The sequence below is a fragment of the Streptococcus suis genome (assembly GCF_024509555.1).
Lineage (GTDB): Bacteria > Bacillota > Bacilli > Lactobacillales > Streptococcaceae > Streptococcus > Streptococcus suis_AD.
In genome coordinates this window covers 73,607-88,327 of the sequence record NZ_JAMWEL010000009.1, presented here as the reverse complement: position 1 = coordinate 88,327, position 14,721 = coordinate 73,607, and the positions used below count along the sequence as shown (strand labels likewise).

Sequence of the window (14,721 nt, the reverse complement as noted above, 5' to 3'; positions counted from 1 at the left end):
GACACCTGTTGCTTCAAAGATGATTTCTGGCTTATGGACGGTTTTCAAATCGCCAAGTAGCCGAGCAAAGCCTAAGGCGTCATTGGACATGGTATAGCCATGAACTTTCTCACCATTGACTAGAATGTTCACTTCTGAACTTGCCTTACTCACATCAATCCCAAAAACTGCACGCATGATATTACCTCTTTGTCTTGAATGATTCCTTGTTTTAGTGATGTCATTTTCAATACTCGACGTCAGGCGTCCCACATACTTTGATAACATTCTTTCTAAAACAGGTGCCTTGCCAGTTTTTGATGCGACGTCTAGCGTCAAAAGAGTTCTCGACTTAACAAGACACCTCTACTTTATCATAAAGAAAAAGTAGTGAGTACTCTCTCCCGTCGGAGATTTCCTCACTACTAATCTTAGTATGTTTTTGACCAGTCGAGTTCTTTCCCGCTCCCGCTCATCAAATCAAGTCAACAACGACTGGGTTTGATTTTCGAAGAGTATTACTTAGTGATCCGTTCTTGATAGGCTTCTCGTGCCTGGTCAAAGAGCTCTTGGACCTGCTCAATGGTTTCTGCCTTGGCAACGGCTCCACGGATTTTGGCTGCACCTGCTGAGCCACGGAGATAGTGGGGAGCAAGACCACGGAATTCGCGGACGGCAACTGACTCGCCCTTGAGATTGGTCAATCGGGTCAGGTGGTCGAAGGCGACATTGAGTTTGTCGTCAAAGGAGAGGTCGGGCAGGACTTCTCCTGTTTCGAGATAGTGGTTGATTTGGTTGAAGATGTAAGGATTTCCCATAGCAGTTCGTCCGACCATGACAGCATCAGCACCGACTTCCTCGATTCGCTGGCGGGCATCTTCTACATTGCGGATGTCGCCGTTTGCGATGAAGGGAATCTTGGTCAGGCTGCCAGCCACCTTGGTCAAGGTCTCTAGGTCAACGGTTCCTGTGTACATCTGCTCGCGGGTCCGTCCGTGCATGGCTAGGGCAGATACACCGGCACTTTCTGCGGCCAGGGCGTTTTCGACCGCTAGGTCGGTATTGTTCCAACCCGTCCGCATTTTAACAGTCAAGGGAATATCGAGGACCGAGGTCACTTCCTTGATGATGTGGTAAATCTTGTCGGGGTCCTTGAGCCACTTGGCACCAGCTTCGTTTTTGACGACCTTGTTGACAGGGCAGCCCATGTTGATATCTACGATATTAGCCTTGGTGTTGGTCTGGATGAAGTCGGCAGCTCGTTTCAGTCCTTCAGCGTCGCCACCAAAAAGCTGGATAGACATCGGGTATTCGTTGTCGTCGATATGGAGCATATGAAGGGTCTTCTCGTTGTTGTAGAGAAGGCCTTTTTCTGAAATCATTTCCATAACGACCAGTCCTGCACCCATTTCTTTGGCAATGGTGCGGAAGGCCGAGTTGGTCACGCCAGCCATTGGGGCCAGCACGCAGCGATTGGGGATTTCCACATCACCAATCATGAAAGGGGTATTGAGATTAGCCATTGATGAGTTCCTCCAAATCGTTTTCGTCAAAGTGGTAATGGGTCTGGCAGAATTGGCAGGTGATGTCCACGCCCTTGTCTTCCTCTTTCATCTCTTGCAGGTCCGATTTTGGCAGACTGGCCAGAGCATCGAGGAAGCGGTCCTTAGAGCAGTCGCAGACAAAACCGATTTCTTCTTCTGACAGACGTTTGAAGTCGTCGTCGCCATAAATGGCGGATAGCAGAGCTTCTATGTGGTTTTCAGAAGCCAGTAAGCTCGAAATGGCAGGCATTTCTTGGATGCGTTTCTCGAAACGGGCAATTTCAGCCTCAGTCGCACCTGGTAAAACTTGCAACAAGAATCCGCCAGCTACCTTGACCTTGTCTTCTTCGTCCAACAAGACGTTCAGCCCCACCGCAGACGGTGTCTGCTGACTATCCGTCAAGAAATAGGCAAAGTCTTCACCGATTTCACCCGAAATCAAGGGGGTCATGGAATTGTAAGGGTGGCCTGTTCCGTAGTCTGTGATGACTAGGAATTGGCCATTGCCCACAAGAGGTCCAACGATGACTTCACCAGTCGCTGTCCGTTTGTAGTCCAAGTCTGGATTTTGAATGTAGCCCTTGACCTGACCTTTGGTATTGGCAACGGAGATGATAGCCCCAACAGCACCGCTAGCTAAGATTTTCAGGGTAATCTTGGTGTCGCCTTTTTCATTGGCAGCCAAAATCTGATTGGCAATGAGGGTGCGCCCCAGAGCAACGGTGGATGACGCCATGGTATCGTGTTTTTCTTGGGCTGTTTTGACGGTTTCTGTGCTGTCCAGCACAAAGGCACGGAAATGCCCGCTTTTTGATAGTGTCTTAATAATTTTATCCATAAGGATTATTATAGCACAAGTGGAGAGGGAGGGGGAAGAAAATGAGCTGAACTAGTTATTATTAGTGCTAATATTGTATTGGATAGCACAGTTTCACATTTTCACTTTAGTTATAAAGACAGGATCGGATGCAAATGTAGAAAAATGAAATATTAGTAAATAATGACGTGATTTACAGGGATAAACTACTTTTTTTTTGAGAGAAAATATGCTATTATAAAGGGTAGAATATTAGATAGATAGGAAAAATAGGTGACCACTTTGGAAGAGAGAACTACAAAGCTAATTAGCTATATTCTAGTAGGCACTCAAGAAGAAATTTTAAAAGAAAAATACCCTACTAAGAAGAAATTTAATTTGAAACAGAAGAAGCAGGAATTGTTGGACAAAGGCTATGAGATCGTTGAAGATATGATCAGTCCGTCATTTTTTGCTGGCAATGCTAAAGAACACTATCTATTTGTACGTGAAAAAGAAAGTATTGTATTTCCGACAGCATCACGGAAAAAAGGAGATAATGTTCCATTTTCTAAAAAATTATCTTGGCCAGCTGGTGTTTCTGAGAAGGACCTGGTACGTAGCGTAAAACGTACGATTTTGTTCCAAGATAAAGATGGAGAAGACCTAGCTTCTGCAATTGTACAAGAAGTTCGTATTGGTCGCTCCGCTATTGTCAATCATGCCCAAGGAACGGTTTCGTATTTAGACTGGCAGCCACTGTCTACTTCGCAAGGATTTAAAGCTGTCGATGTGCCTAAAATAAATGGATATGAAGCGACAGAAGAACGAGTTGCGGCCTTGGAACAAGTAGATTTTTCAAAAGAAAATCAGACGGTTGTTGTTCAGTATCGTGGTATTAAATGCCGTGTTCATCTGCGTGTAATTGATCTTGAAACCAATGAGGAGCTATTTACTGATACCTATGTAGGTCGTACCGGTGAGCCAGTCAAATATCCTATTGTTCGTTTGCTACAGAAATATGCTGTTTTGGGTTATGAAATAGTTTCGAACGATTTTATCGAGGGCCACCGTTTCAGTTCCAAGGATGAGCGAACATTTACTGTAAAAGTAAAACCAAAAGTACTGGTTTTTGATACAGTTGATCAGCTTCCTAAGGTTGGTTCAAAAATTTACCCAGATATCAAAGAGAGTCCTGTTTGGCCAAAAGGCTTAGGTCATAACGATATTGAGCGTAAGGTTACTCGTAAGATTTTCTTCAAACACGAAGATGGTTCCCTAGCACAGAAAACCTTTGTTCAAAGCATTGTATTTGAACGCAGTGTTGTCTATAATTTGGTCACAGGTGAGTTGCTATACAGTCCGTGGGAATCGGATAGAGAAACCTTGCCAGCATTCCCGGCACCTGAGATTGAAGGTTATCGAGGCAAGCCGTCTTACATTCCAGAATGGACCGGTATTTCGCATAACAGTCAGGATCGTTCAGAAATTATTGTTTATACAAGAACGATTCAGAAGGCGGAAGTTCATTTTATAGATCAAGCTCAGAATGTTCTCTTATACCGTACGGAATTGATTGGACGTAGTGGAGAAACGCTGAACTTTAAACCAGATACAAAGCTACAAGAACTTTATCAGAATGGTTATGAACTGGTTAAGAGTGATTTCCCTGAGAGTGGTAATTTTGGCTACCAGTCAGAGCAACGTCAGTTGTTTACATTTACTATGCGTCCTAAGATTGTTACTGTTCGACATAAGTATCCGAAGGAAGCTGGTACCTATGTTGAAAAAACTGGTCGTGGCGCAAAATGGCCAGCAGGGGTTTCAGAAGCAGATCTGAACCGATCAGTAACTCGTACAATTCGCTATTTGGCAGAAGATAATTCAGAAGTGAAGCGTCCGGATAGAGATAGTGTCTTGTTTGTTCGCGAAGCAAAAGTGAATTTGGTTTCTGGTCATATTGAATATTCAGATTGGCATGCGGCCAAGAAAATTCTGCCTGAGGTTGTTGTTGAGCAAGTCGATGGTTACTACAGTCATCAGACAGTAGTGCCGGCTGTTACCCATATCGAACCGTCATCATTTGACATTGACCATGTTGTTCGTTATGTTGCAGTGAAGAAACCATACTGGTTGCGTATCTACAAAGAAGGGACAGCCATTGTCTTAGCTGAGCGTATGACTTATAGCAAGGATGAGGCGGACCTGAAAAACGAAATTGACGGTTTACTGGCTCCTATTTACGAAAAAGGATATGAGTTAATCAAAGATTACTCTTTAGAAGTTGGTGCAGACAATCAAGTTAGTGTGTATGTCCGTCCAATCGTTAAGGTATTGACTGTTGAAACTGCTAAAAAAGCAAATGCAGGTATTGATGGATTTAAACGTTTGTCTTGGCCTAAAGGTGTTGAAGCCAAGAATCTTCAAAAAGTAGTTGTTCGAAAAATTCAATTCTGTAATGATGCTGGTGTAGAAATTGCACCTGCTGTTGAACAAGAAGTTGTTTTGACCCGTAAAGCCAACGTGTCCCTTCCAACAGGTCGAATTTCTTACGGGGAATGGACTGGTCAAACAGATACCTTCCCAGAAGTTGAATCACCAAATGTTGCAGGTTACAAACCACAGGTGGAAAAAGTAGGCGAACAAGAAATTACTTCGGATACTACCTCTCAGGTTGTTACGGTTGTTTATCAACATAATCCTCAACAAATTACAGTTTATTATCATAATTCTGCGGACAATAGCAAAGTATTTGTTGATGAGATTGTTGGGCGTGTCGGTGAAAAAATCCACTACGTTCCACAAAAACGTTTGGCAGCTAATGGTTTGATTGGTTATGATATTGTTGAAAACAAGTGTCCAGATTATTTAGTTGTTACAGAAAAAGTTCAAGAGTTCCATATTTCTGTTAGTGAACGAACAACTGTAGTTACATGGGAAGAACCTAAGGAAGCCTATAGTGTCTTGGAGCTTGCAGATGGTGAAATCTTCGTTTGGCCAAGAGGTTTGGATAAGACTTCATTATCATACAAAGTGATTCGTCATATCGACTATGTTTATGATAATCAAGAAACAGCTAGTGAATCGATTGTTCAGGAATGTATAGTTTATCGTGAGGCAGTTGTTAATCTGGTAACTTCTGAAGTCACTTATGGGCAGTGGAAGTCAGATAAAAAATACTTCGATGCAATTGAATCACCTGTTCTTCAAGGTTATGAAGTTGATAAGAATCAAGTTTCTTCATTGAAAATTAAATTGGATGGTGCCGCAAAACGTATTCATCATGTTATCACCTATTATGAAGTACCGTATCGATTTAATGTTACAGTTGAAGATATTCATGCTGAGAAAGTACTTGAAACAGCCCAGTTTGTGGTTCGTGCCGGTGAAAAATTAGGCTATTCATTGGATAATCTGATAGCTCATTATACAAATCAAGGGTATGAGTTAGTTGAAACAATTGTTCCAGAACAATTCAGATTGGAAAGCACAGATGATAACCTAGTTGAAATTCATCTTCGTCCGCATTTCGTAACTGTTCAATTAGAGGATATCCAGAGCAAGTTTTCAACAATTCCAGAGCAAGAAATTGTTCAGAAATTGAAGACTATTCCAGGTTTGAGCTTGTTTGATGTTTCATACCAATTGAAGCGAACAGTTCAGTATGTCTTTACTGATGGTCAGGAAGCAGCTCCAAGTTCTGAAAGCTATGTCCATTTTGAGCGTCAAGCCAAGGTAAATATGGTAACAGGAACTGTTCAATATGGGGACTGGTATAGTTACTATCCTATCTTTGATGAAGTTATGAGTCCGATTATTGAAGGATTCCAAGCTAGTCAGGAAATTATTCCAAGTTTGGCTAATGTTTCAGTCAATATGGGTGATAGTGTTGAGCGAGTTCGTTACACACCGCGTATTCAGGAAGTTGTTGTTAATGTTATCAATAAGGCAACAGGTGATGTTTTATATACTGAAACTATTCAAGGGAATACAACACCTAAGCATATCTTCACCTCTGAAGAAGTACTCGGACAATACATCCATAAGTCTCTTCAAGGAGGGGAGCCAGCACAAATTGAGGAACCTATCCGTGAGACTAAAGTAAAGACAGAACAAATTGGTCAACATTCAGAAAAATCTATTCAGTCAGACAAAGCTATTTCTTCTGAGAAAGTTACAGTAACTGAGGAAAATGAAGGTTTCCTTGCAAGAATCAGACGGAAAGTTCGTGCCTTGTTAGAAGATTAAGATGTATGAATGTACTTGTGTCTTTTCTTCAAATGCTAGTCTAGTTTTCTCTACCTGTTCTTCGTAACCAAGGTAGAAGAAATTAAAATTAAAACCCTCCAAAGGTAATATGGCCTCTGGAGGGTTTTTGAGTGAAAGTTCAAATATAGCAAGTATTATTAGAAACAGGACAAAACTAAGTTCATAAATTTGAGAATTCTGGAGCAATTTTGGTAGCTGGATTCTGACACTAAAACCAGTCCTTATCTTAATTCAAACTACGAAATATGCTTTGTAGGAATAATAAAAGATTAACCAGATTATCGGGAGTGGGAAAGAACTCGACCATTCATAGAAGAGTTCGTCTTCCCACCCCCGCACAGTTGATTAGGTCAGATTTGGAGTGTGAAACACGAACAAATCTGCCAATCAACCACTGCGCTGAGATGTTGACACGAACTCTGAGAAGTGGCTTTGGACTTTTTGCCCAGCCACTTTCGGTTTGCCCGACTCTTCGGAAGTGCCTTGTTTCGCATGCCATATTTCCAACCACTGTACCTATTCTATAATGGTAATCTGCGCCTCAGCACCTTATCCGAAAACTAAAGTACACAATTATGCATAAGCAAGGGGTTATATCATTAAAGGTATGAAATTTCTGGAAACAACTTCCTCAAAATTTTAGGTGTAATATTCTGACCAGGTCCTGCGTAGGTATAGGTGTGTAGGTACATGGCAGGGTTAAAGTTAAGCTCGATACAGGTGCAGTTTGGCTCGTCCTTGCTGGCTGGCTTGGTGCGGTCTGGGATAATCAAGTCCACACCGCAAGCCCAAGCTCCCATAGCAGTCGCCATATCAGCGGCCAGTTGCTTGTAGGACTCGTCCATCTGGTCGGTCATGTCAATGGAGTCGCCACCGGTTGAGATATTGGAATTGCCACGCAGAAAGGCTTGAAGGCCCTCTGGCAAAACTGTATCGGGCATGTAGCCTTGTTGCTCCAACATAAGTAGTTCGATGTCGCCTAGATTGATGATTTCAAGCGGTGAACGGTGGTCACGCCCTCGCAGTGGATCTTGGTTTTTTTGGTCCACTAACTCTCGGATGGTTGACTGTCCATCCCCAACGACATTGGCTGCCACGCGGAGCAGGACAGCCTCGCACTTGCCGTCCAGAACGAAGAAGCGATACTCGGTTCCCGCCACGAATTCCTCCACGAGCACATGGCTATCTTCCGAAAAGGCGATATCAAGGGCTTTTTCATAGTCTGCAAGGCTTGCAGGCTCTTGGAAGATAGAGATGCCTAGGCCGAAGTTGGTGGATTTTGGTTTGACAACAATAGCAGAGCTGGCTACTTGTCCGTAATACCGCAGGGCATCTTCCTTGTTAGCAAATTCAGCTCCCGCAGGCACTGGGAAGCCAGCCTGGTCCAGAATCTTCTTGGTCACCACCTTGTTGGCCATGGCCAGAGGAATGACGTAGTTATCCTTGGAGGTCATGTTGCCATTTTTGATGTACTCAACATGGTCACCATGCCAGAGCTTGAGAAACTGGTCTTCTTCATCCAAAATCTCGACATGTAAGCCCAGCTGAATGGCGTCAAAGAGAATCATCTGGGTGGAGAGCTCCATGTTTTCATAGCCCTTGAGGGCGTAAGGGACTGTCCAAGCGTAGTCATGGAAAGTCTTGCCTTGCTGTTGGCCAAATAGTTCCAAAGACCCGTCTTCAACCTGCTCTGCTATTTTTCCAGAAAGGGTCAAGCGTGGGTCTTGAAGAGCTGCCTCCACTTGAGCGATGAGCTGGCTGTAGTAGTCGTCCAATCCGAAATGCTGAACGATAGCCTTCATGGCGGTCAGGATAGGGCTGACATCTGCCTCTGCTGGTAGGGGGGTGTGGGGATGGCTGAGGGCGATGCGGTTGTTGAGTTCCGAAGCTGCCTCAAGTTCCTTATCAACCTGCTCCATATCCTCAAGCCAAAGTAGAGCCAGGGCAAAGAGGTGGGTGGTGTCAAGGGTCTCTTGGCTAATGGCCAGAGGCTCAAAGGGATTGAGGTCGAAGTTGCGGAACTCCAGGTAGGTAATGCCCTTGGTTAAAAAGTCACGACTGGTCTTGGCACCGCGGAGGCGGACAGCCGAGTAAAATTCCTTTTCAGCAGACAACTGACCGCTAGCCACCGCCTGCTCGATGTCAGTCACGTATTGCTCCAAGGAAGAGAAGGAGATGTGGACATCGGGGGCGTTGACATAGCCGTAGTTGGAGTTGCGAATGGATCGCACGCAGCCAATTTCATCTGTCAAAAATCCTTTTTCAGCCAGACTGCTAGCTCCGTAGAGGTAGGTCAAGAGCCAACGGTAGCGTAAGAAATTCTGGGCCAGCTTGAGATAGAGGGCGTTTTTGAAGGTGATGAGGTCGTCATACCCACTGACTGCAAAGAGTTGTTGGGTCAGGTCTTTACCTAACTCAAAATTGTAGTGAATGCCTGACATGGATTGAAGTAGCTTGCCGTAGCGTTCCGCCAGACCGACACGGTACTGGTACTCGTAGTCGCTCTCCAGCTGGGCAATCTGAATCTCATTTTCTGAAATCACAGGTGGCATGGACAGGGGCCAGAGGTACTCGCTCTTGTCCATAGACCGAATAGCCACATCCGTGATAGCTCCGAGGAAACGGCGGGCTTCTTTGGTCGAATGAGCCACAGGGGTAATCAGTTCTAGTTGTGGCTCGCTGTAATCGGTCTGGATATAGGGGTGAAAACTGCGTGAACCCAATGTTTCAGGGTGGGGCGTTTGAGCAACGCGGTTGTCGCTATTTATTCGTAAGGATTCCCGTTCCAAACCAAAGGTGGCTTGGAGGATAGGGCTGTTTGGGGATAATTTCTGTAACATAAGCAATTCGTCCAATTTCTGATTAATATCTACTCCAATTTTATCCAGTTTATAAAACAAATACAAATTTCTGCTACGTTTTGAAGGAAAAAATACAGTTTCTAAAAGGAAAGGTAGTAGGCTTCGGAAATTCCTATCAAAAACAATGTTAAATATGTCTGGCACAAGGCGTTGTTCGTGTTTTTTTGGTATAAAAAAGCAATTGACATGAAGAACGTCTGATATATTCGGAGACATGGGTAATTCTTGAAAAAATGTTCGTTTTTTGGTATAATAGATTGTAAAACGAAACTTGCAGGTGAGATTCCTGCCAGAAGTAGAAGAAAGGCTGGGCTGGACAGCCAGTTCAGAGAAAGAGTGAATATGACATCAGTAGTTGTTGTAGGAACCCAATGGGGCGATGAAGGTAAGGGTAAAATTACAGACTTCTTGTCTGCTAATGCTGAAGTAATCGCGCGCTATCAAGGTGGAGATAATGCAGGACATACTATCGTTATCGACGGCACCAAGTATAAGTTGCACTTGATTCCGTCTGGAATTTTCTTCCCAGAAAAGATTTCGGTTATCGGAAATGGCGTAGTTGTCAATCCAAAATCTTTGGTGAAGGAAATCAACTACCTCCACGATTCAGGTGTGACGACAGATAATTTGCGTATTTCAGACCGCGCACACGTCATCTTGCCTTATCACATCAAATTGGACCAGTTGCAGGAAGAATCCAAAGGTGAGAACAAGATTGGAACAACCAACAAGGGTATCGGCCCTGCTTACATGGACAAGGCAGCTCGTGTCGGTATCCGTATTGCAGACCTCTTGGACAAGGAGATTTTTGCAGAGCGTTTGAGAACAAACTTGGCTGAGAAAAACCGTTTGTTTGAGAAAATGTATGAATCAACTCCGATTGAGTTTGATGAAATCTTTGAAGAATACTACGCTTATGGTCAAGAAATCAAGAAATACGTAACAGATACCTCTGTTATCTTGAACGATGCCCTCGACCAAGGCAAACGTGTCTTGTTTGAAGGCGCGCAAGGGGTTATGTTGGATATTGACCAAGGTACCTATCCATTCGTTACTTCTTCGAACCCAGTTGCAGGTGGTGTGACTATCGGTAGCGGTGTGGGTCCAAGCAAGATTGACAAGGTAGTTGGTGTATGTAAGGCCTACACTAGCCGTGTTGGTGACGGACCATTCCCGACTGAATTGCACGATGAAATCGGAGACCGTATCCGCGAAATCGGTAAAGAATACGGCACGACAACAGGCCGTCCACGCCGTGTCGGTTGGTTTGACTCAGTGGTGATGCGCCATAGCCGCCGTGTGTCAGGTATTACCAACTTGTCCCTCAACTCGATTGATGTCTTGTCAGGTCTTGAAACGTTGAAAATCTGCGTGGCTTATGACTTGGATGGTGAGCGTATTGACCACTACCCAGCAAGCTTGGAACAGCTCAAACGTTGCAAACCAATCTACGAAGAAATGCCAGGTTGGTCAGAAGACATCACAGGTGTACGTAGCCTGGATGAATTGCCAGAAGCGGCTCGCAACTATGTTCGTCGCATCAGCGAATTGGTCGGCGTTCGTATTTCAACTTTCTCAGTAGGACCTGGTCGTGAACAGACCAACATCCTTGAGAGTGTGTGGAGTGCAAAATAAGATGGATAAAGGCTGAACGAGAGTTCGGTCTTTTTTGACTGACCAAATTTTGATTTCTTTCATTAAATTTGGTATAATCATGCTTATCAAACTAAAAAGAGGTACACAAATGGAAGGATTATTATTTCCTGTTTTGATGCTTGGCATGATTGGTTTTATGTTCTATAGCCAACGTAAACAACAAAAACAGCGCCAGGATGCACTCAGCCAGATTAAAAAAGGTGATGAAATTGTCACTATTGGTGGTCTATTTGGTATTGTTGATGAAATCGATGATAAGAAAGTTGTCTTGGACGTGGATGGGGTTTACCTGACCTTTGAACGCGGGGCTATTCGTAACCGAGTAACTGAAGCCACAAGTTCAGTTATTGCAGAAGAAGCAAGTCAAGAAAAAACAGAAACAGCTATCGAAGAATAGATGACTGAAAACCGGGGAGAACCTCGGTTTTTTGCATGAACGCGCTAGCTGATTTTTGCGTAAATCCTTATAAATATGGTATAATAGGCTGATTATATACAGTATTTTCGAGCTTTCGAAAGACGTCATAATAAGACAGATAAATTTTTAAGGAAAAAACATGTTTACATTTAAATTTAAAAAGAAGGAAAGCATTGAAACAGCTATTGAAGTTCCAAAGCATATAGCAGTCATCATGGACGGCAATGGTCGCTGGGCGAAAAAGCGGATGCAGCCTCGTATCATGGGGCACAAGGCTGGAATGGACGCCCTTCAAAAGGTGACCAAAACGGCTTCTGATTTGGGAGTTAAAGTCTTGACGGTCTATGCCTTTTCAACGGAGAATTGGTCTCGACCGGAGAAGGAAGTCAAGTTTATTATGAATCTGCCAGTGGAATTTTATGATAAATATGTGCCAGAACTCCATGCAAATAATGTTAAGATTCAGATGATTGGAGACCATTCAAAACTTCCCGAGCCAACTTTAAATGCTTTATATAAGGCAGAGCAGAAAACTAAGAATAATACAGGCTTGATTTTGAATTTTGCCTTGAATTACGGTGGCCGTGACGAATTGACTCGTGCTATCAAGGCTATTGCACAAGATGTCTTGGATGCTAAGTTTAATCCAGGGGATATAGATGAGAAATTGATAGCAGATTATCTATACACAGGTAGTTTATCACCTGCTCTTCGCGATCCCGATCTAGTTATCCGTACAAGTGGTGAACTTCGTCTTAGCAACTTCCTGCCGTGGCAAACAGCCTACAGCGAGCTGTATTTTACGGATGTGGCATGGCCGGATTTTGATGGTGAGGCTCTTAAATTAGCAATCAAAGAATACAACCGACGTCATAGACGGTTTGGTGGCGTATAAGGAGATATTATGACAAACGATTTGCAAAAACGAGTGGTGTTTGGAGGCATTGCCTTTGCCATTTTTCTTCCATTTCTGTTGATAGGTGGTACTGCTTTTCATTTCTTTGTTGGTCTTTTGGCGATTATCACTGTCGGTGAATTACTGAAAATGAACCAACTTTCCCCAAATTCAATTGAAGGTGTTATGGCCATGTTGGCAGGTCTTGTTTTAACCCTGCCATTGCAGAACTATCTCACATTCTTACCGACGGATGGTAATTATACTGCCTATGCTGTTGTTGTCTTCTTACTTTTAGGAGCTACAGTATTTAATCTGGGACAATATAATTATTCGGATGTTGTCTTTCCAATTGCCTCTAGTTTTTATGTTGGTATTGGATTTCATAATCTTATTCTGGCAAGAACAGATGGTTTGAATAAAGTATTCTTTGCTCTCTGTATTGTTTGGGCGACGGATATTGGAGCATATTTGGTAGGTCGCCAATTTGGTCGCAGAAAACTATTACCAAAAGTATCTCCCAATAAAACAGTGGAAGGTTTCCTGGGAGGAATTTTGTCGGCTGTAGTTACTTCAATGATTTTCTTATTGGTTGATAAGACTCTTTTGGCAGGCTATCCTTTCCTCCTTATGTTGTTATTGATTGCTATTTTTTCAAGCTTTGTACAGTTTGGTGATTTAGTGGAAAGTGCAATTAAGCGTCATTTTGGTGTGAAAGACTCGGGTAAAATCATTCCGGGACACGGTGGTATCCTAGATCGTTTCGATGGTATGATTTTTGTTTTCCCAATCATGCACTTCTTTGGACTGTTTTAAGGAGGTATTATGAAGGGAATATTAGCATTTATCTTTATATTCGGAGTTATCGTTGTTGTCCATGAATTTGGGCATTTCTACTTCGCTAAAAAATCAGGGATTCTCGTCAGAGAATTTGCTATTGGTATGGGACCGAAAATCTTTTCTCATACTGGTCAGGACGGAACTCTCTACACCATCCGTATTCTTCCCCTCGGTGGCTATGTTCGTATGGCTGGTTGGGGTGAAGATAAGACGGAAATAAAGACGGGTACACCTGCCAGCCTGACTTTGAATGCCGATGGTATTGTTACTCGTATTAACCTTTCAGGAAAACAACTCGATAATCTGAGTTTACCTATGAATGTGACTAGTTTTGACTTCGAGGAAAAGTTGGAAATCACAGGATTGGTCCTTGATGAAAATAAGACCTATCAGGTTGATCATGATGCTACGATTGTGGAGGAGGATGGAACGGAAGTTCGGATTGCTCCACTTGATGTTCAATATCAAAATGCGACTGTCTGGGGGAAGTTGATAACCAACTTTGCTGGTCCCATGAATAACTTCATTTTAGGTATTTTCGTCTTTATCATGCTGATTTTTGCGCAAGGTGGGGTTGCAGATCCAACCAGTAATGCCGTTAGTATTACAGACGGTGGTGCCTTACAGAATGTAGGTCTGGTGACAGGTGATAAAATCTTGTCGGTCAATGGTCAAGCTACGGATACTTACACAGAGATTGCTACAATCATTAGTCAGGTAGCCTTAGAAGCCTCTACAGCTCCAAGTTTTGATTTGATTGTTGAACATGAGGGGACTGAAAAATCGCTCACAGTTACTGCTGAGAAGGTTGACGATAGCTACCGAATCGGAATTTCACCGATTTTAAAAACTGGTTTCCTTGATAAGATTATTGGGGGCTTCCAGCAAGCGGGTGCGACAGCAGTTATTGTTGTGACTGCCTTGAAAAACTTGATTGCCAATTTTGATGTTAAGCAATTGGGTGGACCTGTTGCTATTTATTCTGTCAGCAATCAGGCTGCTGCAAATGGTTGGGTTTCAGTCTTTAACCTGATGGCTATGCTATCAATCAATATCGGTATTTTCAATCTTATCCCTATTCCAGCCTTGGACGGCGGTAAGATTGTCATGAACATTCTAGAAGGTATTCGCAGAAAACCACTTAAACCAGAAACTGAATCCTATATCACTCTAGCAGGGGTTGCTATTATGGTTGTTCTCATGCTGGTCGTGACCTGGAATGATATTATGCGTGTATTCTTCTAAATAAAAACTCCAAAAGGAATTGAATGCGTGCGATGCGCAGGATGTTCTGAATAATACGAAAAAAAAAGGAACAGAGAGTTTTCAGATTTGAACTCGAGCGTCAGCGAGGAGTTTAGAAAAGTTAATTCTTTGTCTTCCAATCAAGTAAACTACGAAAGGAATTGAACACGGGCTGAAACCTGTGCAAAAAAGATAAATCATTTTGTGTGTTAGAACAC

9 protein-coding genes and 1 pseudogene are annotated in these 14,721 nt (G+C 43.1%); 6 read left to right on the top strand and 4 right to left on the bottom strand.

The window, feature by feature from the left end:
* From NF418_RS05485 to hslO, 3 genes and pseudogenes are all read right to left on the bottom strand, one after another.
* Positions 1–177 (bottom strand): annotated as a pseudogene (locus tag NF418_RS05485) (IS110 family transposase); the annotation flags it as partial.
* 320 nt (positions 178–497) lie between these two features.
* Entirely contained in the window at positions 498–1,502 is a 1,005-nt protein-coding gene (dusB, locus tag NF418_RS05480; protein WP_256778761.1) for a tRNA dihydrouridine synthase DusB, read from the bottom strand.
* Positions 1,495–2,361 carry an Hsp33 family molecular chaperone HslO gene (hslO, locus tag NF418_RS05475; RefSeq protein ID WP_256778760.1) on the bottom strand — a complete coding sequence of 289 codons (867 nt, stop codon included), beginning with the start codon at positions 2,359–2,361 and terminating at the stop codon, positions 1,495–1,497. Before hslO ends, dusB begins: the two co-directional genes overlap by 8 nt.
* Positions 2,362–2,613: 252 nt before the next feature.
* Here hslO and NF418_RS05470 point away from each other — a divergent pair, with 252 nt between their 5' ends.
* Positions 2,614–6,567: a mucin-binding protein gene (locus NF418_RS05470; RefSeq protein ID WP_256778759.1), complete on the top strand. Its 3,954-nt coding sequence runs from the start codon at positions 2,614–2,616 to the stop codon at positions 6,565–6,567.
* 620 nt (positions 6,568–7,187) lie between these two features.
* Here the strand turns inward: NF418_RS05470 and gshAB are convergent.
* Positions 7,188–9,428 carry a bifunctional glutamate--cysteine ligase GshA/glutathione synthetase GshB gene (gene gshAB, locus NF418_RS05465; RefSeq protein ID WP_256778758.1) on the bottom strand — a complete coding sequence of 747 codons (2,241 nt, stop codon included), beginning with the start codon at positions 9,426–9,428 and terminating at the stop codon, positions 7,188–7,190.
* Between the two features lie 363 nt (positions 9,429–9,791).
* Between gshAB and NF418_RS05460 the strand changes: the two genes are divergently transcribed.
* The 5 genes from NF418_RS05460 to rseP all read left to right on the top strand — a co-directional run bounded on the left by NF418_RS05460 (position 9,792) and on the right by rseP (position 14,503).
* Positions 9,792–11,084 (top strand): adenylosuccinate synthase, encoded by a 1,293-nt coding sequence (locus NF418_RS05460; RefSeq protein WP_002937782.1) that lies wholly within the window; start codon positions 9,792–9,794, stop codon positions 11,082–11,084.
* Between the two features lie 109 nt (positions 11,085–11,193).
* The gene (gene yajC / locus NF418_RS05455) at positions 11,194–11,502 is read left to right on the top strand and encodes a preprotein translocase subunit YajC (protein WP_256778757.1); all 309 of its coding nucleotides are present in this window, start codon (positions 11,194–11,196) and stop codon (positions 11,500–11,502) included.
* A 160-nt stretch (positions 11,503–11,662) separates the two neighbouring features.
* Positions 11,663–12,418 carry an isoprenyl transferase gene (locus NF418_RS05450; RefSeq protein WP_105108158.1) on the top strand — a complete coding sequence of 252 codons (756 nt, stop codon included), beginning with the start codon at positions 11,663–11,665 and terminating at the stop codon, positions 12,416–12,418.
* 21 nt (positions 12,419–12,439) lie between these two features.
* Positions 12,440–13,234 (top strand): phosphatidate cytidylyltransferase, encoded by a 795-nt coding sequence (locus NF418_RS05445; RefSeq protein ID WP_256778762.1) that lies wholly within the window; start codon positions 12,440–12,442, stop codon positions 13,232–13,234.
* A 9-nt stretch (positions 13,235–13,243) separates the two neighbouring features.
* The gene (gene rseP / locus NF418_RS05440) at positions 13,244–14,503 is read left to right on the top strand and encodes an RIP metalloprotease RseP (protein ID WP_256778756.1); all 1,260 of its coding nucleotides are present in this window, start codon (positions 13,244–13,246) and stop codon (positions 14,501–14,503) included.
* Positions 14,504–14,721: the final 218 nt, after the last annotated feature.